Raw genomic sequence first — 20254 nt, 5'->3', positions numbered from 1 at the left:
GGCCATTACGCCTGCGCTTAACCCCCATCTGCCCAAGGCCCGCTAAAGAATGCCCAAACCCGCCGACCACCTCCCGCCCCTGCCGCGCATCCAGGCACTCGACCCGAAGCGGTCCGAGCAAAGCTGGGACAGCGCGCCACAGTTGCTGGCCGCCCTGAACGGTGCGCGCCTGGGTGCGTGGTCGTGGGACATCGACACCGGGCAGATCAGTTGGTCGCGAGGCACCCAGGCGCTGTTCGGATTCGATCCGCGCCAGCCGTTACCGGCGGACGTGGACTACCTCGACCTGCTATTGCCCGAAGACCGAGCCAGGGCCATACGCGCTTTTCACGCGGCGGTGGCCGGCGCGCCACTGGAACAGGCGATGCACCACCGCATCGTCTGGCCCGACGGCAGCCTGCATTGGCTGGAAATCAACGGCAGTGTGTTGCCGGACAAGCACGGCCGCCCCCGCATGATCGGGGTGATCCGCGAAATCACCCACCAGCGCGAACGGGAACAGGCACTGCGCAGCTCGGAAAAGCGCTTCGCCACGCTTTTTCACCTGTGCCCTAACATGGTCTTGCTGACCCGCCAGGAGGACGGGCTCATCAGCGAAGCCAACCAGTATTTCGAAAGCCTGTTCGGCTGGCCGGTGCACGCTGTGATTGGCCGTACCACCCTCGAATTGGGCTTGTGGGTCGACCCTTCGCAGCGGGCGAAGCTGGTTGAGGCGACCAAGGCCAAAGGCGAACTGATCAGCATGGAAGTGGAGTTCCGGGCCAGCAACGGCCAGGTTCACAACGGTATTCTCAGCGCCCAGAAAGTCGAACTGGAAGGCCAACCGTACCTGCTGAGCACGTTCCTCGACACCACCGAACGCAAACTCGCCGAACAGGCCCTGAAGGACAGCCAGGACCGCCTCGACCTGGCCCTCGACTCGGCGCAACTGGGCACCTGGGATTGGCACATTCCCAGCGGCATGCTCTACGGCTCGGCCCGGGCCGCGCAACTTCATGGCCTGGAGCCCAAGGCTTTTCACGAATCGTTCGACGCGTTTTTCGAAGGCGTGCCCACCGAGGAACGCAACAACATGCGCAACGCTTACCGCAGCCTGCGCGAAGGCCCGGCGGGCAACTATCAATTGACTTATCGCGTGCAGTTGCCGGACGGCACCTCCCGCTATCTGGAAAGCCGCGCCCGCCTCTACCGCAACGACGACGGCAGCCCCTTGCGCATGGCCGGCACTTTGCTTGACATCACCGACCAGGTAGAGCGCGAGCAGAGCCTCGCGGCGTCGGAGGAAAAGTTCGCCACTCTGTTTCAGGTCAGCCCGGACCCGATTTGCGTCACCCACCAGGATGACGGCAGGTTCCTCGAGATCAATTCCAGCTTCACCCAGACCTTCGGTTGGGCAGCCAGCGACGTGCTCGGTCGCAGCGCCGACGAGATCGGCCTGTGGGACGCCTCGGGCAGCAGCCTGCAACGCATCGAGCGGGTGATCCGCGAGCAATCGCTGAGCAACGTCGCCATGGTGGTCTATCACAAAAATGGCCAGCCGTTGACCTGCGTCATTTCCAGCCGACAGATCCACGTCGGCAACCAGCCCTGCATAGTCACTACACTGCGCGACATCACCCAGCAGCAACGCTCCGAAGCGGCGCTAAAGGCCAGCGAGGAGAAGTTCGCCAAGGCGTTCCATTCCAGCCCCGACGCCATCACCATCACCGAACTTGAAAGCGGCCGCTACTTGGAGGTCAACGACGGCTTCTGCCGCCTGACCGGCTACCGCGCCGACGAGGTGATTGGCCGCACGGTCTACGAGGTCGGCATCTGGGCCGAAGAGAAACAGCGAACGGCGCTGCTGGCCGAATTGCAGCTCAAGGGCCGCGTCGTGCATCAGGAAATGCTTGGACGCAACAAACGCGGAGAAACCCTCACCGTCGAAGTGTCGGTCGAGCCCATCACGCTCAACGAGACCGCATGCCTGTTGCTGACCGCCCGGGACGTAAGCCTGCTGCGCAACGCCGAAGCGCAGATCCGCCACCTGGCCTACCACGATCCACTGACCAATCTGCCTAACCGGGCGCTGCTGCTGGATCGGTTGAGCCAGCAGATCGCCTTGCTCAAGCGCCATAACCTGCGCGGGGCTTTGCTGTTCCTCGACCTGGACCACTTCAAGCACATCAATGACTCCCTCGGTCATCCGGTCGGCGACACGGTGCTGAAAATCATCACCGCGCGCCTCGAAGCCAGCGTCCGCCTCGAAGACACCGTAGCGCGACTGGGCGGTGATGAATTCGTGGTACTGCTCAGCGGCCTGGAAGGTACGCGCGGCGCGGTCACACAACAGGTCCAGACCCTCGCCGATACCCTGCGTGAATTACTCTCGGAACCGATGTTCCTCGACGGCCAACGGCTGCAAGTCACCCCGAGCATCGGCATGGCGTTGATTCCGGACCACGGCTCCACGCCTACCGACCTGCTCAAGCGCGCCGACATAGCCCTGTACCGCGCCAAGGACTCGGGACGCAACACCTCGCAGATGTTCCACGCCACCATGCAAAAAGCCGCCAGCGAACGGCTGCGCATGGAAACCGATTTGCGCCAGGCCCTGGCCCGTAACGAATTCAGCGTACATTTCCAGCCCCAGGTCGACGCCCGCGACAACCGCATCATCGGCGCCGAAGCCTTGGTGCGCTGGCATCACCCGGACCTGGGCGCGCAGTCGCCCAGTGAGTTCATCAAGGTATTGGAAGACAGCGGCTTGATCCTGGAGGTCGGCACCTGGATCCTCGACGAGGCCTGCGATGGCTTCAAGCAACTGATCGCCAAGGGCAAGGTTGACCCGCAACGGTTCAAGCTGTGCGTGAACATCAGTCCACGGCAGTTCCGCCAGAGCGATTTTGTCGAGCGCATCGAAAACTGCCTCGCCAGCCACGGCCTGCCCTACGCCATGCTGAAACTGGAAATCACCGAAGGCATCGTGATCCAGAACCTGGACGACACCATCGGCAAGATGCGCCGTCTCAAGAAAATGGGCGTGAGCTTCGCCATGGACGATTTCGGCACCGGTTATTCATCGCTGACCTATCTCAAGCGGCTGCCGGTGGACACGCTGAAAATCGACCAATCCTTCGTACGCGATGCCACCAGCGACCCCAACGACGCCGAAATCATCCGCGCCATCGTCGCCATGGCCCGCAGCCTGAACCTGGAAATGATCGCCGAAGGGGTTGAGACGCTGGACCAATTGCAGTTTTTGCAGGGGCTTGAATGCCATTTGTACCAAGGTTACCTGCACAGCCGACCGTTGCCGCTGGAGGCGTTTGAGCGGTTGTTGCCGTAATTTGGACCGCGATACAAGACAGGCTTTTGTGGCGAGGGGATTTATCCCCGCTGGGCAGCGAAGCGGCCCTAAAAACCGTCGCCTCGGTGTGTCAGGCTGAACAGCGTCGTCTGTTCTTTTTTGGGGCTGCTTCGCAACCCAGCGGGGATAAATCCCCTCGCCACAACTTAATCCTCTAGCGATACAAAATGAAAAAGGGCGCCATTTCGGCGCCCTTCTTCATTGGCGTTGGATCAATTCTCCAGTGCAGGTTTCTGCTGCGCACCGTTGATTGGAATGCGCTTGGCTTTCGCCTCTTCCGGTACCACGCGCAACAGGTCGATGCTCAACAGACCGTTGCTCAGGCCAGCGGACTTGATCTCGATATGATCCGCCAACCGGAAGGACAGCTTGAACGCACGCTGGGCGATGCCCTGGTGCAAGAAGGTCACGCTGTCGTTGCTGGCCTCGCGCTTGCCGCCGCTGATGGTCAGCACACCTTTTTCCACTTGCAGGTCGAGATCTTCCTCCCGGAACCCGGCGGCGGCGACTACGATGCGGTACTCGTCATCGCCATGTTTTTCCACGTTGTAGGGTGGATAGCTGCTGCCCGGTTCGTTACGCAGCGCGGTTTCGAACAGGTCGTTGAAACGGTCGAAGCCCACCGAGGAACGGAACAGAGGGGCCAGGGAAAATGCAGTACTCATGATTCAAATCTCCTGAAAAGTTCAGCAAGGTTTTTTGTCTCCGCGACCCGAATTCGGCATCGCGTAACCCTTATCTAGGGACCGCCAAAAACTTTTCAAGAGCTTTTTCTGAATTTTTTTCAGGCCGCTTCGGTGCGTTTCACACCCAGCAAATGCCCCACTGCGTCCAGATCGGTTTCCCGGCGCAGGGCGGTAAATAGCTCAACCGCCTCGGGGTAATTACGGGTCAGCATCGCCAGCCATTGTTTCAATCGGCCGGGCGCCTGGCGCGGGGTCAGTTGCTCGACCACTTGCATCCAGAAATCCTGGAGCATCGGTTGCAGCTCGGCCCAGGACATCTGCGTCACTTGCTCACCGGCCCGGGCAGCGGCGATCTGCCGGGCCAGGTCGGGACGGGAAACGAGGCCGCGTCCGAGCATGATGTCTTCGACACCGCTGATTTCGCGGCAGCGGCGCCAGTCTTCCACGCTCCAGATATCACCATTGGCGAACACCGGCACCTTGACCACTTCCTGGACGCGCGGAATCCACTCCCAATGCGCCGGTGGCTTGTAGCCGTCGGTCTTGGTCCGCGCATGCACGACGATGTGTGCCGCACCGCCTTCGGCCAGCGCCGTGGCGCAGACCAGCGCGCCGTCCGGGCTGTCGAAACCCAGGCGCATCTTGGCGGTGACGGGGATATGCCTGGGGACGGCACGACGTACATGCTCGACGATTTGGTTGAGCAGCTCCGGCTCCTTGAGCAGCACCGCGCCGCCTCGGGATTTATTCACGGTCTTGGCCGGACAACCAAAATTCAAGTCGATCACTTCGGAGCCCAGCTCGCAGGCCAGCGCGGCATTTTCCGCCAGGCACACCGGGTCGGAACCCAGCAGCTGCACCCGCAGCGGTACGCCTGCCGCCGTTCGAGCGCCGGTCAACAATTCCGGGGCGAGCTTATGAAAGTAAGCCGGTGTGAGCAGACGGTCGTTGATACGGATGAACTCGGTGACGCACCAATCGATACCGCCAACACGGGTCAGGACGTCCCGCAGGATGTTGTCGACCAACCCCTCCATGGGCGCCAGGGCAATTTGCATGGAAAACACACTCAACGAAAAAACGTGCGGCAGTTTAGCGGATTTCGCTTACCAAATCGGCAATTCAACAAGCGATAAGCGCGGGGCCATAGCCTTCGATGAACTCCGGCGGCATGCGCTTGGGGCGGCCGGTGGAGAGTTCGATGCAGACAAATGTAGTCTGGGCGCGCAACAACGTCGCGTTATCACTGGGGCGGACCAGTTGGAAATGCCGAGACATTTTCAGGCGCTGGTCCCAATCGACGATCCAGGTCGCCAACTGCAGCTCGTCGCCCTCGTAGGCCGCCGCCAGATAATCGATTTCATGGCGCACCACCGCCATGGCCCGGTCCAGCCGCCGGTATTCCACCAGATCCAGGCCAAGGCGCTGGGAATGCCGCCAGGCGCAGCGTTCCAGCCAGGTGACGTACACCGCGTTATTGGCGTGGCCCAGCCCATCGATGTCTTCGGCACTCACTTGAAGATCAATGATGAACGGCGTTGCGCGATCCCAACCCATGCCCGTCTCCTGTCAAAATGGATCGGGGCAGTGTAACGGAAGCTCAGGCCGATTGCCGCGCCTGCAGGCTGCGCCCGGCCAACAGTGATAACACACCATCAATAACACGGGGATCGGCCAGCACTCGCTGATGCCCACCCTGGGGCAAGCGCAGCAAGCGACTGTCGAACCAGGCTTCATGGATCAATTGCGACTCCTTGACCGAGACTGAATTGTCGTCTTCGGCGTGGACAATCAGCCCTGGAATATCCAACTGGTATTGCGCGACATCCATCTTCGACGCCTGCATGCCCACGTCCTGTTCCACCTGGCGAATGAAGGCTGAACGTGCCCGAGGCGGCAGGCCCATCATCCGCGCGAATCCACGCAGGACACCAAGAATACGTGCCGGCGCGGCGATGCTGACCAGCGTCTCGGTACGCAAGCCCAACTGCACTGCAAGCATGGCACTGGCACCGCCCATGGAATGGCCGATGACTGCCTGCAACGGCGGAAGCTCGGCGGCAGCTTCGAGCATCGCCCTGGCGAACAGCAGGACATTGGCCTCGCGCCCCGGCGAACGACCATGGGCCGGTCCATCCAGCGCCACCACGGTGTAACCGGCGTCTACCAGCGCGGTAATCAGCGCCGCGAATTGAGTGGGCCGCCCTTCCCAACCGTGCATCAGCAGGACAGCCGGGCCTTTGCCCCAGCGCAAGGCGGACAGGCCGAAGCGCAAGGTGATGCGCTCGGACGTGACCAGCAAGGGCAATTCCCAGTCCCGCGGCGGCAGGTTGCGGGGATGCATGAACACCTTGCGCATTTTCTTCGCCACCAGGCTCGGTGCTATCCGGCCAAGCGTGCCATTGACGCCACGAATCCAGCTCAACCTGTCCATGCTCATCTCCAGGGCTTGCGCCTTAGCTCAGCGCACCGCCGACTTGGCGGCGCGCAGCAAACGATCCGATAACTCGCCCGGGCCCAACGCCCGGGCCAGGGCCAGGCCACCGACCATCAAGGCGATGTCGGACAACGCTTTGTCGGCGTCTTCCGGGCTGGCGGCCAATTGCGCGACCATCAGCTCGATGTGTTCATTGAGGACTTCACGAAACGCATCCGGCAGCCGCCCGAGCTCGCCGACCGACGCCGGGATCGGGCACGCTTGCTCGGTGGAGTCGCGGTGCTTGCGCGACAGGTAGAACGCCGCAACCAACGCGCGCCGCTCTTCACCGGTGAGTTCGGAGTCCATATCGGCGATCAAGCCACGGCGGCGGCTGAGCAATTGCTTGAACGCCTCCAGCATCAAGGCATCCTTGCTTTCGAAATGGGCATAGAAACCGCCCACCGTCAGCCCCGCCGCGCCCATCACCTCGCCGACGCTCGGCTCGGCCGGCCCGCGCTGGATCAGCGCATCGCTGGCGGCCTTGAGAATGCGTTCACGGGTTTGTGCCTTTTTATCGTTCATCGTTGCCTCCGAATATTACGATTGAAATATTATTCCCATAATAAATTTCTGCAAGCGAAATCTTCAACCGCCGGTCAGACATATTCATTGAGGATGGGAAATTGGCTGAACGCCAGACAAACAAAAGGGCCATTCAAGAATTGAATGACCCTTATAAAATCCCGCAGAGCGGGTAATCGTGGCGTCCCCTAGGGGACTCGAACCCCTGTTACCGCCGTGAAAGGGCGGTGTCCTAGGCCACTAGACGAAGGGGACACAAACCTTCTGAACATGATCAGCGCTGAGGACTGATCGCTTCAAGGCCGGTGTGGCCAGACCTTGAAGTGTAAATTGGTGGAGCTAGACGGGATCGAACCGTCGACCTCTTGCATGCCATGCAAGCGCTCTCCCAGCTGAGCTATAGCCCCGGATTTTCGCCTCGCGGCGGAGCGACATCTTGCAACATCACTTCTGTAAAACTGGCGTCCCCTAGGGGACTCGAACCCCTGTTACCGCCGTGAAAGGGCGGTGTCCTAGGCCACTAGACGAAGGGGACGCAAACCCTTCTATACAACTGATCAACACTGAGTGCTGATCGCTTCAAGGCCGGTGTGGCCAGGCCTTGAAGTGTAAATTGGTGGAGCTAGACGGGATCGAACCGTCGACCTCTTGCATGCCATGCAAGCGCTCTCCCAGCTGAGCTATAGCCCCTCATCGCTGAGGACGGGGCGAATCTTAAGGGCGTATCGGAGGGCTGTCAAATTTATTTTCAAAGAAATTGAAAGTTTTTTGCCGGGATAACAATCACTTACCGACATACCCCGCAAAACCGGGGTATGTCCAGCCTCACCGACCGCTTAGGCGATCGCACCCAGCAGTTTTTCCCACTCCTTGTTCTCCTTCTTCGACACGCCACCGAGCAGGTCGATGGCCTGGCGCAGGCGGAAACGCGTCAGGTCCGGCCCGAGGATTTCCATCGCGTCGAGCACCGAGACCGAGCTGGCCTGGCCGGTGATCGCAGCGAACATCAGCGGCATGGCGTCACGCAATTTCAATTCCAACGATTCGACCACCGCCTGGATGGTCGCGGTGATGCTGTCTTTCTCCCACTGCCGCAGGCTTTCGAGTTTCCACAGGATCAGTTGCATCAACTGGCGGACCTGATCGCCCGAGAGCTTCTTGGACTCGAACAGCTTCGCGTCCGGGGTCACGCCACCGGCGAAGAAGAAGCCGGCCAATGGCGCAATCTGGCTGAACGTCTCCACCCTGCCCTGCACATGAGGAGCGATCTTCATCATGTATTCAGGGTTGAACGCCCACTTCTGCACCCGCGTGGCGAATTCTTCGACTGGCAAGTCGCGCAGCCACTGGCCGTTGAGCCAGGACAGCTTCTCGACGTCGAAGATCGGCCCGCCCAGGGAGACGCGCGAGAGATCGAAATGCTCGACCATTTCCTGCAGCGAGAACTTCTCGCGCTCGTCCGGCATCGACCAGCCCATGCGCCCCAGGTAGTTGAGCATCGCCTCGGGCATGAAGCCCATGCGCTCGTAGAACGTCACCGAGGTCGGGTTCTTGCGCTTGGACAGCTTGCTCTTGTCCGGGTTACGCAGCAGCGGCATATAGCACAGCTGCGGTTGCTCCCAGCCGAAGTATTCATAAAGCAGGATCAGTTTCGGCGCCGACGGCAGCCACTCTTCACCGCGCAAGACGTGGGTGATACCCATCAAGTGGTCGTCGACCACGTTGGCCAGGAAGTACGTCGGCAGGCCGTCGGTCTTCATCAGCACTTGCATGTCCATGCGATCCCATGGGATCTCGACATCGCCACGCAGCATGTCCGGCACCACGCAGACGCCTTCGCTCGGCACCTTCATGCGGATCACGTGAGGCTCGCCAGCGGCCAGGCGACGGGCGACTTCTTCCTTGGACAGCAGCAGCGCACGGCCGTCGTAGCGCGGGGTTTCACCGCGAGCCATTTGCTCGGCGCGCATCTGGTCCAGCTCTTCAGCGGTGCAGAAGCACGGGAACGCGTGCCCCATGTCCACGAGTTGCTGGCAATACTGCTTATAGATCTCACCCCGTTCGCTCTGGCGGTACGGACCGTGTGGACCGCCGACGTCCGGGCCTTCGCTCCAGTCGATGCCGAGCCAGCGCAGCGCGTCGAAAATCTGCTGTTCGGACTCGCGGGTCGAACGCAATTGATCGGTGTCCTCGATCCGCAGGATGAACTCACCGCCGTGCTGCTTGGCAAAGCAATAGTTGAACAAGGCGATATAAGCGGTGCCGACATGAGGATCGCCAGTGGGCGACGGCGCGATGCGGGTACGGACGGTGGTCATGGCATGTCTCGAAAAGAATATAAAAGCGAAGATGAAACAGGGGGCGAATGGTAACAGGCGATGGCGGGCGGGCTCCAGTGAGAGCGGATATGAGTGGGCAACCCTCAGACCGAATGGCCCTGCCGCAAGCACGCTCGCGGCAGGACCATCGAAGCTGCCGCGAACTCAGACCGTCAGCAAGCGTTCACGCAACTTGCCGATCTCATCGCGCAACTGTGCCGCCGCCTCGAACTCGAGGTCCCGGGCCAGCTGGTACATTTTCTCTTCCAGTTGCCGGATACGCTTGGCGATTTCGCTCGGTGAGCGCAGTTCGGCCTCGTAGCGCGCGCTTTCTTCGGCGGCCTTCGCCATGCCCTTGCGCTTCTTGCTGCGCGAGCCGGGCACGGTGGCGCCTTCCATGATGTCGGCGACATCCTTGAAGACGCCCTTGGGGGTGATGCCATTGGCCAGGTTGAAGGCGATCTGCTTGTCGCGACGGCGCTCGGTCTCGCCGATGGCCCGCTCCATGGAGCCGGTGATGCGATCGGCGTACAGAATCGCCCGGCCGTTGAGGTTACGCGCGGCGCGACCGATGGTCTGGATCAACGAGCGCTCGGAGCGCAGGAAACCTTCCTTGTCCGCGTCGAGAATTGCCACCAGCGACACTTCCGGCATGTCCAGGCCTTCGCGCAGCAGGTTAATCCCCACCAGCACATCGAAGGTGCCCAGGCGCAGGTCGCGGATGATCTCGACCCGCTCCACCGTGTCGATGTCCGAGTGCAGGTAACGCACCCGCACGCCATGGTCGGCCAGATAATCGGTGAGATCCTCGGACATGCGCTTGGTCAGCGTAGTGACCAGCACTCGCTCTTCCAGTGCCACGCGCTTGCTGATTTCCGAGAGCAGATCGTCGACCTGGGTCAGCGCCGGGCGCACTTCAATCTGCGGGTCGACCAGCCCGGTCGGCCGGACCAATTGCTCGATGACGCGGCCGGCATGCTCGGCTTCGTAGTTGCCGGGGGTGGCCGAGACGAAAATCGTCTGCGGGCTCACGCTCTCCCATTCATCGAAACGCATCGGCCGGTTGTCCAGGGCCGATGGCAGGCGGAAACCGTATTCCACCAAGGTTTCCTTGCGGGAACGGTCGCCTTTGTACATCGCGCCGACCTGCGGCACGCTGACGTGGGATTCGTCGATGACCAACAAGGCATCGGCCGGCAGGTAGTCATACAAGGTCGGCGGCGGCGCGCCGGACGGACGGCCCGACAGGTAGCGCGAGTAGTTCTCGATACCATTGCAGTAACCCAGTTCGAGGATCATTTCCAGGTCGAAGCGGGTCCGCTGCTCCAGGCGCTGGGCTTCTACCAGTTTGTTGTTCGAACGCAGGTACTCCAGGCGTTCCTGCAACTCGACCTTGATCCCTTCGATGGCGTCCAGCAGGGTTTCCCGCGGGGTCACGTAGTGGCTCTTGGGATAGAAGGTGAAGCGCGGCAGCTTGCGGATGACCTCGCCGGTCAGCGGGTCGAAGGCCGAGATGCTTTCCACTTCGTCGTCGAACAGCTCGATACGGATCGCTTCCAGGTCGGATTCCGCCGGGTAGATGTCGATCACATCGCCGCGGACCCGGAACGTTGCCCGGGCGAAATCCATGTCGTTGCGCGTGTACTGCAAGTCCGCCAGGCGACGCAGCAAGGCGCGCTGGTCGAGTTTGTCGCCGCGATCCACGTGCAACACCATCTTCAGGTACGTTTCCGGGCTGCCCAAGCCATAGATGCACGACACCGTGGTGACGATGATCGCGTCCTTGCGCTCGAGCAACGCCTTGGTCGCCGATAGCCGCATCTGCTCGATGTGGTCGTTGATCGAGGCATCCTTCTCGATGAAGGTGTCCGACGATGGCACGTAGGCCTCGGGCTGGTAGTAGTCGTAGTAGGAGACGAAATACTCCACCGCGTTATTCGGGAAAAACGCCTTGAATTCGCCATACAACTGCGCCGCCAGGGTCTTGTTCGGAGCGAGCACCAGCGTCGGGCGCTGCACCTGGGCGATTACGTTGGCGATGCTGAAGGTCTTGCCCGAGCCGGTCACACCGAGCAGCGTCTGGTGCGCCAGGCCGGCCTCGATGCCTTCGACCATCAGGCGGATGGCTTCCGGCTGATCGCCGGCGGGCTGGAATCGGGTAACTAGCTGGAATTCAGACATGACATAACCCCTGGTTCACTCCTGTCGATCAAGCGACGGGAACGAGAAAGACCGAAACGACTGACGTCGCCCGAGGAAAAAGCTGGAATGCACTCAATGTGGAGGTGAATGCCTTCGCTTTCAAGACGAACGTCCTACACCCTTTGAAGACTTTGATGCGCGGAAGGGACTAACGGTCGAAAAAAATCGAAAATACTTACCGCAAACACCGAATAGCCTGTCGCCCTGCCCCGTGATGGCCTCTATACTAGCTCCCCGTTTGTGCACCGCTCTAGTGCATTCGGCTGGAGCGCGACACGTCCCCTCACTCTCCATTCAGAGCCGAGCAATAATGAGCCTGTTTTCTGCTGTCGAATTGGCACCACGCGACCCCATCCTGGGCCTCAACGAAGCTTTCAACGCCGACCCTCGTACCAATAAGGTCAACCTGGGCGTGGGTGTTTACTGCAACGAGGAGGGGCGTATTCCATTGCTGCGCGCCGTGGTTGAAGCCGAGACGATTCGCGTGGCTCAGCACGTTTCCCGTGGTTACCTGCCAATCGATGGCATCGCCGCCTACGACCAGGCCGTCCAGACCCTGCTGTTTGGCAAGGACTCCGCGCTCATCGCTTCCGGTCGCGTCATTACCACCCAAGCCGTGGGCGGCACCGGCGCACTGAAAATCGGTGCCGACTTTCTCAAGCAATTGCTGCCTGACGCCGTCGTGGCCATCAGCGACCCAAGCTGGGAAAACCATCGCGCCCTGTTCGAAACCGCCGGTTTCCCGGTGCAGAATTACCGTTATTACGACGCCGCCACTCACGACGTGAATCGCAGCGGCCTGCTGGAAGACCTTAGCGCCCTGCCCGACCGCTCGATCGTTGTATTGCACGCCTGCTGCCACAATCCGACTGGCGTGGACCTGAGCCCGGAAGACTGGAAAAACGTGCTGGCGGTGGTCAAGGCCAAGAACCACGTGCCATTCCTGGACATGGCCTACCAGGGCTTTGGCGAAGGCATTGACGAAGACGCCGCGGCCGTGCGCCTGTTCGCCGAGTCGGGCCTGACCTTCTTCGCCTCCAGCTCGTTTTCCAAATCGTTCTCGTTGTACGGCGAGCGCGTTGGCGCCCTGTCGATCGTCAGCGAGTCGAAGGAAGAAAGTGCCCGCGTACTGTCCCAGGTCAAGCGCGTGATCCGCACCAACTACTCCAACCCGCCGACCCACGGCGCCAGCATCGTCGCCGCCGTGCTCAATAGCCCTGAGCTGCGGGCGCAGTGGGAAGCCGAACTGGCCGAGATGCGCCTGCGCATTCGCGGCATGCGCGACCAGATGGTCGACATGCTGGCCAAGGCCGCACCGCATCACGATTTCAGCTTCGTCGCACGCCAGAGCGGGATGTTCTCCTACTCCGGCCTGACCGTTGAGCAAGTGACGCGCCTGCGCAACGAGTTCGGCATCTATGCCCTGGACACCGGCCGCATCTGCGTGGCCGCGCTGAACCAGAACAACATCGACGCGGTGACCAAGGCCATCGTCCAGGTGATCTGACGGTTTCGGGCCGGATGAAAAAACGGGAAGCCATTGGGCTTCCCTTTTTTTGGCCTGATGCTTTTGTGACTGCTTCTGTGAGGCTATAACTCCGTCGCCCGCTGGCTCGCCGCATCGTCGTAGATGACATACAACGACTCGGCCACCTGGCTCTTGATAGCCTTGGTGCTTTCCAGCCCCAGGACAAAACCCTCGGCCTTGCCACCGGCACGGTTCAGTTCCTCGGCGGTGCTGGCCTGGGTGATGGCGTCGTAGAGTTTCTCGGCGTGAGGCCCCACGCCCTTGGGCAAGCTGATCTGGGCGGTGCTCACAGGCACACCTCGGTGCGGTGGGCTGGGTGAAGGGGTAACAGGTGGTTCATGGCGCGTACCTTAAAGTCGGCGAATGGCCGGCAGCGCATCCTGCCACTTCCGGGCAACCATGGTAGTCCTCTCTCGCCATTGCGGTAACAGCCAATCGTTGTTGAGTACCTCGATAGGCGAAAGGAATGTGCCGCCGGGCAACGGACGCTTGACTTCTCTTTTCCAATCAGTAACATACGCGCCATTCCGCGATAGCTCAGTTGGTAGAGCAAGTGACTGTTAATCACTGGGTCCCTGGTTCGAGTCCAGGTCGTGGAGCCAGATAGCAACAAATCAAAGCCCCTGGATCGAAAGGTCCAGGGGCTTTTTTGTGGGCATTTTTCGATGAGTGGCCGCATACCCGCCTGCCTGAGGTCGCTAACGGGACAATAGTTTGGCGCCAACAAGGCACTATGGTCTGAATCCTGCTTCCTTTTTCCAAAAAACCGAGCTGTCACCCGAGCGTCATGGCAGTGCCGCACACTGTCGCTGTCCGCCGAACAGCTTCATAACAACAAGGACGAAGCCATGCCAACACAAAATCCCCATCGCATTGTTGGAATCTGCACCTCCAGCAAGGTGTACAACGTGCTGACCGAACTCAAGCAGCTGGAAGGCCACCGCACTGCCAAGTTCCTTTCCCTGCTGGCGGAAAACCTGGTGCGCAAGGGCGTGCTCAATGAGCAGGAAGTGGTGCACATGCTCGATCTGGTCGTCGATTGAGCGGCATCGATTCCTACTATTGAAGCGGTTGATTTTTCGTCATCCCGGTTGAGTCGTAAGGTAACCCCATCGATTGATGGAGGTTCCCATGCCCAAGGTTCAAATCATGTCTGTGATTGGCAGTGCCGTACCCGCCCCGCTCAGGGAGCGTGGCCTACTGGCTTGCTGGTATCTGGTGCAGGACGGCGTGACGATCAGCGGCCCGCTGACTTCGCTGCCCGCCGCCCAGGCTTTGTCGCAACGTATCGGTCCTTATGTGCTGACTGCCTAAGGCAGTTGCACCCGCGGCTTGCCTTCGACGAACAAGGCCCAGCAGGACATGAACAATGCCGCAATCAGCGGCCCGATGACGAAGCCGTTCAACCCGAACACCGCCAAGCCGCCCAAGGTCGAGACCAGAACCATGTAGTCCGGCATCTTGGTGTCCTTGCCCACGAGGATCGGGCGCAGGAAATTGTCCACCAGGCCGATCACGAATACGCCGAACAACGTCAGCACCACGCCCTGCCAGATCGAACCCGCCAACAGGAAATACACCGCAACCGGCGCCCAGACGATGCCCGCCCCCACGGCCGGTAACAGCGACAGGAATGCCATCAGCACCGCCCAGGGCAGAACCGTCGGAATGCCGAGGATCCAGAAAATCAAGCCGCCCAAGGCGCCTTGGGTGATTGCTACCAGCAGGTTGCCCTTTACGGTCGCCCGGACGACCCGGTTGAATTTCAGTTGAAGACGGCGCTTCTGGTGCTCCGCCAGGGGAATGGCCGAACGGACCTTGCGCACCAGTTCAGGACCGTCGCGCAGGAAAAAGAACAACAGATAGAGCATGACGAAGAAGCTCACCAGGAACTGGAACGTGCCCTGGCCGAAACTGAAAGCCTGGGTGGCGAAGAATTCACTGCCCTGCATCGCGCTCTTGACGATTTTGTCCCGCAGCCCGCTCAAGTTGCCCAGGCCGAAACGGTCCAGCAAATGTTGAAAATAAGGCGGCAGCGCGTCCTTGAAGCGGGCCAGGTAATCGGCGACGTCCAGTTCGCCACTTTCCAGGCTCTTGTACAGCGCCGCACCTTCCTGAACCAGCAAGGTACTGATGACGATCACCGGCAAGATAGCGATGAGCATGCAGATGGTCAGGGTAAGCAGTGTGGTGAGGTTGCGCGGCCAATTGAGTCTCAGCTGCAGGCGTCGCTGCAGCGGCGCGAAGACGATGCCCAGGATGACCGCCCAGAAAACCGCTCCATAAAATGGCAGCAGGATCCAGACGAAGGCGATGCTGACCAGGATCAGCAACAGCATCTGGGATTTATCTTGGAGATTCTTGCGGTTCATTTGCTTTCCATGTCCTTGGCAGATAAACGTTAGTCAGCCAGGATTCGCCGGAGTGCCGTCGCGTCTGTTGCGCCACACTGATCCAGATCAATACCGTCCGGCAGGCCTCGGCGTACCCTCGGCGCTTTTTGCGATTCGACGCCACCATGCCCCTCGTAGCCCCCGAACTGCTCGCCCCCGCCGGCACCCTGAAAAACATGCGCTACGCCTTTGCCTACGGCGCCGACGCGGTATACGCCGGCCAGCCCCGCTATAGCCTGCGGGTGCGCAACAATGAATTCGACCATGCCAACCTGGCGCTGGGAATTGAAGAGGCCCATGCCATGGGCAAGCGCTTCTATGTGGTGGTGAACATCGCCCCGCACAACGCCAAGCTGCGCACGTTCCTCAAGGATCTCGAACCGGTGATCGCCATGGCGCCGGACGCCTTGATCATGTCCGATCCTGGGCTGATCATGCTGGTTCGCCGGCATTTCCCGCACATGCCGATCCATCTGTCGGTGCAGGCCAACACGGTGAACTGGGCCAGCGTCGAGTTCTGGCAGCAACAGGGCTTGAGCCGGATCATTCTGTCTCGCGAACTGTCGCTGGAAGAAATCGACGAGATTCGCCAGCAAGTGCCGGCCATGGAGCTGGAAGTGTTCGTTCACGGCGCGCTGTGCATGGCCTATTCCGGGCGCTGCCTGCTATCCGGTTACCTGAACAGGCGCGACGCCAATCAGGGCAGCTGCACCAATGCTTGCCGCTGGAAGTACTCGGCGCAACCGGCAATGGAGAACGCGGCGGGAGACATTGTGCAGGCGTACCAGCCCGAACCGACCCTGGGTCTCGGCGCGCCCACCGACCAGGTGTTCTTGCTCCAGGAAGCCAATCGCCCGGAGGAATCCATGCCGGCCTTCGAGGACGAGCACGGCACCTACATCATGAATGCCAAGGACCTGCGTGCGGTGCAACACGTCGAGCGACTGACGCGCATGGGTGTGCATTCCTTGAAGGTAGAAGGCCGGACCAAATCGCACTTTTATTGCGCCAGGACCACCCAGGTGTACCGCCGCGCCATTGACGACGCGGTCGCCGGCCGGCCGTTCGACCGCAGCCTGATGGCCGACTTGGAATCCCTTGCCCAACGTGGCTATACCGAGGGTTTCCTGAGGCGTCATGTGCACGACGAATATCAGAACTACCAGAACGGCAGCTCGGTCTCGGAGCGCCAGCAGTTCGTCGGCGAACTGACCGGCGCACGCCGCGAACGCATGGCGGAGATAAAGGTGAAGAACCGCTTCGGCCTGGGGGATCACATGGAACTGATGACGCCCAAGGGCAACTTCCACTTCGACCTGCACCAGTTGCAGGACGTCAAAGGCCAAGGCATCGACGTGGCGCCGGGGGATGGACACGTGGTTTACGTGCCGATCCCGGATGCGGTGGATTTGCGGTTTGGGTTGTTGATGCGCGATGTGCGCCTCGCTGATGCAAGGTAATTGCGCGGGCCGGCAGAAACTGCCGAAGGCTGCGATCCTTCTTTCCCGATAGGACCCGGTTGCCCGGGTGAAAACATCTGGATCGAAAGCGAAAGATCGCAGCCTTCGGCAGCTCCTGCCGCGCCGAGGTCAGATCCGGAACTGCCCCACCAGTTTGCCCAAGCGCTGGCCCAGCTCGGCCAGGCTGCGGGAGGTCTGGGCGCCAAGCTGCGTTTCGTCAGCGACGCTGTCCACCGCCACGGCAATCTGGTGCACGCTGCGGTTGATTTCCTCGGCCACGGCGGTCTGCTCTTCGGCCGCGCTGGCGATCTGGGCGTTCATCGAATTGATGGTACCGATCAACTGCGCCATGGTGTCCAGCGACGCGCCCGCCTCGTTGGCCTGCAATGACGTGCCGTCGCCCGCCTCGCTGGACCGGCGCATGGCCTCCACCGCCGCATGCGTGCCCGATTGCAGGCGGTCAATCATGCCCTGGATTTCCTGGGTGCTTTGCTGGGTTCGGCTGGCCAGGGCGCGGACTTCGTCGGCGACCACCGCAAAACCACGGCCCGCCTCGCCGGCACGCGCGGCCTCGATAGCAGCGTTGAGCGCCAGCAGGTTGGTCTGCTCGGCGATCGAACGAATCACGCCAAGCACACTGACGATCGACGCCACGTCCTGCTGCAGGCTGTCCAAAGATACGCCGCTGCTGCGGATGTCGTTTACCAGCGCATGGATCTGCTGGATGCTGCCGGCGACCACGCGCTTGGCCGATTGCCCTTCTTCGTCGGTCTGCTGGGCCGCGACGGCGGCGCCCTGGGCACTGCGAGCGACTTCCTGGGCAGCGGAGGACATCTCGTTGATCGCCGTGGCGACCTGGTCGGTTTCGTGGCGCTGGCGCTCCATGGCCTGCTCGGAACGCTGGGCCTGTTCGGACACTTGCGTTACCAGCCCGGTCAGTTGCGAGGTCATGTCGGTGATCTGCCTTACCAGGCCGTGGATCTTGTCGACGAAGCGGTTAAACGAACCGGCCAGTTGGCCCAGTTCATCCTGGCTGGTGATGGTCAAGCGCCGGGTCAGGTCGCCCTCGCCCGCCGCGATGTCATCGAGGTTGGCTTTCATCAAGTGCAGAGGACGCAGGATCGTATTGGCGAGCACCAGGCCCACCACCGCGATCACCAGCAACACCACGGCGGCGATCCCGACGATGCTCAGGATCACGCCTTGCAGGCGATCATGGACCTTGGCTTCCACCAGCGCCACCTGGGCTTCGATGCCGTCCAGGTTGACCGAGCTGCCGACCGCCATGTCCCATTTGGACAGGTAGTCGGTGTAGCCGAGCTTGGGCACCAGGTCCTTGCTGCCGGGCAGCGGCGAGCTGTATTCCAGGTAATGCGTCCCGTCCTTGGCGACTTTCACCAGGTCACGGTTGACGTAGACACCGTTCGGGTCGCGGTTGTCCTTGAAACTCTTGCCCACGCCATCCGGGCTGTTGGCCTTGAACAGGCGAATGGTCTCGGAGTCGTAGCCGAAAAAGTAGCCGTCCTTGCCGTAGCTGATATTCGACAGCAGCTTGATCGCCTGGGCGCGCGCCTCGTTATCACCGGGTGCGGCGGCATCGTACAGCGGTTTGATGGCGGTAAGCCCGACCGCGACATAATTCTGCAGCGTGGCCTTGGCCTCGCTGAGCAGGCGTTCGCGGGTCTGCTGGACTTCTTTGCTGGCCTGTTCCTTCAAGATGAACGCAGTGGTCAGACTGATGATCACCGCGGACAGCAATACCGGCAGTATTGCCAGGGACAGGACTTTAGCCTTCAAGCTCAGGCGCATGCTGTTCACTCTTGTAGGTTTTATGGCGTGGTTAGACGTGTTAACGGCACTACGCGGGAAAACTGTAGGACAAGGTGAGACGGTACGCCGAGCGGACGAGAAACCGGGACGCTGAGTTTGAAGGCTCCTTCGCGAGCCTGGTCGCGAAGGAGCCGACTGCAACTGGTGTTACAACACCATCGCCGCCACCCAACCAAACGCCAGCAGCGGTAGGTTGTAGTGGATGAAGGTTGGGACCACGGTATCCCAGATGTGGTGATGCTGGCCGTCGATGTTCAGGCCGGAGGTCGGGCCGAGGGTCGAGTCCGACGCAGGCGAGCCAGCATCGCCCAAGGCGCCGGCGGTGCCGACGATGCAGACGATCGCCAATGGGCTGAAGCCCAGTTGCAGGCACAACGGCACGAAAATCGTCGCCAGGATCGGCACGGTGGAAAACGATGAGCCGATGCCCATGGTCACCAGCAAGCCCACCAACAGCATCAGCAATACCCCGACGCCCTTGTTGTGGCCGATCCAGGCCGCTGAGGTTTCCACCAGGCTCTGGACTTCACCGGTGGCCTTCATCACTTCGGCGAACCCCGAGGCGGCGATCATGATGAAGCCGATCATCGCCATCATCTTCATGCCTTCGGTGAACAGATCGTCGGTCTCGCGCCAGCGCACCACGCCCGATACCGAGAAAATCAGGAAGCCAGCCAAGGCGCCGATGATCATCGAATCCAGCAACAGTTGAATGGCGAACGCCGCCGCAATCGCCAGACCCGCCACCAGCAGGCTCAGCGGGTTGTAGCGCACGGCCACTTGCTCGGCCTTGGCAATTTTCTTCAGGTCATAGACGCGCTTCTTGCGATACGTGATAAACGACAGCACCAGGCCAAACACCATGCCCAGCGCCGGGATGCCCATGGCGTGGGTGACGTTGATGCCACTGACGTCCACACCGCTGCGGGCGATATTGGCCAAGAGGATTTCGTTGAGGAAGATGTTGCCGAAGCCCACCGGCAGGAACATGTAGGGCGTGATCAGGCCGAAGGTCATGACGCAGGCGATCAATCGACGATCCAGTTGCAGCTTGGTCAGCACATAAAGCAGTGGCGGCACCAGCAGCGGGATGAAGGCGATGTGGATCGGCAGGATATTCTGCGAAGCGACCGCAACCGTGCCCAGCAGGCCAATCAGTACCCACTTGACGCCCGAACCACCCGCGGCGTCCTGACGATCGACCATGGCCAGGGCTTTGTCGGCCAGGGCATGGGCCATGCCTGACTTGGCGATTGCCACCGCGAAAGCGCCGAGCAAGGCGTAGGACAACGCCACTGTCGCGCCGCCGCCAAGCCCGGCATTGAACGCCTTGAGCGTCGCCTCGATGCCCAGGCCGCCCATCAAGCCGCCCACCAGTGCGCCGACAATCAGCGCGATCACCACATGCACGCGGGACAGGCTGAGCACCAGCATGACGCCAACCGCGGCAATTACTGCATTTATCATCGTTACCTCAGAGCACAGCG

The 20254-nt window shown here is 61.0% G+C and carries 16 protein-coding genes and 5 tRNA genes; 6 read left to right on the top strand and 15 right to left on the bottom strand.

Going from position 1 to position 20254, the window contains the following annotated elements; translation table 11 throughout:
- Positions 1-49 precede the first annotated feature (49 nt).
- Complete coding sequence (locus tag HU742_RS08130) at positions 50-3328, top strand: PAS domain S-box protein (protein ID WP_186639907.1); 3279 nt, start codon at positions 50-52, stop codon at positions 3326-3328.
- A gap of 233 nt (positions 3329-3561) precedes the next feature.
- Here HU742_RS08130 and HU742_RS08125 read toward each other — a convergent pair whose 3' ends face one another.
- The 11 genes from HU742_RS08125 to uvrB form a co-directional block, all read right to left on the bottom strand.
- On the bottom strand, positions 3562-4014 hold the full coding sequence (locus HU742_RS08125) for an Hsp20 family protein (protein WP_030142036.1): 453 nt from the start codon (positions 4012-4014) through the stop codon (positions 3562-3564).
- Between the two features lie 119 nt (positions 4015-4133).
- Positions 4134-5093 (bottom strand): tRNA dihydrouridine synthase, encoded by a 960-nt coding sequence (locus HU742_RS08120; protein ID WP_186639909.1) that lies wholly within the window; start codon positions 5091-5093, stop codon positions 4134-4136.
- 64 nt (positions 5094-5157) lie between these two features.
- Positions 5158-5592 (bottom strand): acyl-CoA thioesterase, encoded by a 435-nt coding sequence (locus HU742_RS08115; protein ID WP_186615484.1) that lies wholly within the window; start codon positions 5590-5592, stop codon positions 5158-5160.
- Positions 5593-5635: 43 nt separating this feature from the next.
- A complete protein-coding gene (locus HU742_RS08110) occupies positions 5636-6469 on the bottom strand; it encodes an alpha/beta fold hydrolase (protein WP_186642193.1) in 834 nt (277 codons plus the stop codon).
- Positions 6470-6496: 27 nt separating this feature from the next.
- Positions 6497-7036 (bottom strand): TetR/AcrR family transcriptional regulator, encoded by a 540-nt coding sequence (locus HU742_RS08105; RefSeq protein WP_186639913.1) that lies wholly within the window; start codon positions 7034-7036, stop codon positions 6497-6499.
- A 179-nt stretch (positions 7037-7215) separates the two neighbouring features.
- Positions 7216-7291 (bottom strand) — tRNA-Glu (locus HU742_RS08100).
- A 76-nt stretch (positions 7292-7367) separates the two neighbouring features.
- A tRNA-Ala gene (locus HU742_RS08095) sits at positions 7368-7443 on the bottom strand.
- A gap of 52 nt (positions 7444-7495) precedes the next feature.
- Positions 7496-7571 (bottom strand) — tRNA-Glu (locus tag HU742_RS08090).
- 79 nt (positions 7572-7650) lie between these two features.
- Positions 7651-7726: transfer RNA gene (locus HU742_RS08085), tRNA-Ala, on the bottom strand.
- A 146-nt stretch (positions 7727-7872) separates the two neighbouring features.
- The gene (gene gltX, locus HU742_RS08080) at positions 7873-9354 is read right to left on the bottom strand and encodes a glutamate--tRNA ligase (RefSeq protein WP_186639915.1); all 1482 of its coding nucleotides are present in this window, start codon (positions 9352-9354) and stop codon (positions 7873-7875) included.
- A 165-nt stretch (positions 9355-9519) separates the two neighbouring features.
- Entirely contained in the window at positions 9520-11535 is a 2016-nt protein-coding gene (gene uvrB, locus HU742_RS08075) for an excinuclease ABC subunit UvrB (protein WP_186639917.1), read from the bottom strand.
- A 331-nt stretch (positions 11536-11866) separates the two neighbouring features.
- On the opposite strand from uvrB, the gene HU742_RS08070 reads away from it, so the two are divergent.
- Positions 11867-13063, top strand: coding sequence for an amino acid aminotransferase (locus HU742_RS08070; protein WP_186639919.1), 1197 nt, complete (start codon positions 11867-11869; stop codon positions 13061-13063).
- A gap of 83 nt (positions 13064-13146) precedes the next feature.
- Here the strand turns inward: HU742_RS08070 and HU742_RS08065 are convergent, their stop codons facing one another.
- The gene (locus tag HU742_RS08065; RefSeq protein WP_018612405.1) at positions 13147-13374 is read right to left on the bottom strand and encodes a hypothetical protein; all 228 of its coding nucleotides are present in this window, start codon (positions 13372-13374) and stop codon (positions 13147-13149) included.
- A gap of 236 nt (positions 13375-13610) precedes the next feature.
- On the opposite strand from HU742_RS08065, the gene HU742_RS08060 reads away from it, so the two are divergent.
- From HU742_RS08060 to HU742_RS08050, 3 genes are all read left to right on the top strand, one after another.
- Positions 13611-13686, top strand: a tRNA-Asn gene (locus tag HU742_RS08060).
- 246 nt (positions 13687-13932) lie between these two features.
- Positions 13933-14127, top strand: a complete 195-nt coding sequence (locus HU742_RS08055; protein WP_186639920.1) for a hypothetical protein — start codon at positions 13933-13935, stop codon at positions 14125-14127.
- An 88-nt stretch (positions 14128-14215) separates the two neighbouring features.
- Entirely contained in the window at positions 14216-14398 is a 183-nt protein-coding gene (locus HU742_RS08050) for a hypothetical protein (RefSeq protein ID WP_186614868.1), read from the top strand.
- Here HU742_RS08050 and HU742_RS08045 read toward each other — a convergent pair.
- Entirely contained in the window at positions 14395-15456 is a 1062-nt protein-coding gene (locus HU742_RS08045; protein ID WP_186642192.1) for an AI-2E family transporter, read from the bottom strand. The genes HU742_RS08050 and HU742_RS08045 overlap by 4 nt on opposite strands.
- Positions 15457-15602: 146 nt before the next feature.
- Here HU742_RS08045 and trhP point away from each other — a divergent pair, with 146 nt between their 5' ends.
- Complete coding sequence (gene trhP / locus HU742_RS08040) at positions 15603-16937, top strand: prephenate-dependent tRNA uridine(34) hydroxylase TrhP (protein ID WP_186639924.1); 1335 nt, start codon at positions 15603-15605, stop codon at positions 16935-16937.
- 129 nt (positions 16938-17066) lie between these two features.
- Here the strand turns inward: trhP and ctpM are convergent, their stop codons facing one another.
- Complete coding sequence (ctpM, locus tag HU742_RS27175; protein WP_186614859.1) at positions 17067-18746, bottom strand: methyl-accepting chemotaxis protein CtpM; 1680 nt, start codon at positions 18744-18746, stop codon at positions 17067-17069.
- Positions 18747-18914: 168 nt separating this feature from the next.
- On the bottom strand, positions 18915-20231 hold the full coding sequence (locus HU742_RS08030) for a Na+/H+ antiporter NhaC family protein (protein WP_186640020.1): 1317 nt from the start codon (positions 20229-20231) through the stop codon (positions 18915-18917).
- Positions 20232-20254 lie beyond the last annotated feature (23 nt).

The organism is Pseudomonas marvdashtae (assembly GCF_014268655.2).
GTDB lineage: Bacteria > Pseudomonadota > Gammaproteobacteria > Pseudomonadales > Pseudomonadaceae > Aquipseudomonas > Aquipseudomonas marvdashtae.
The sequence above is the reverse complement of the archived record's forward strand: the minus strand, read 5'-3'. Positions and strand labels throughout refer to the sequence as shown.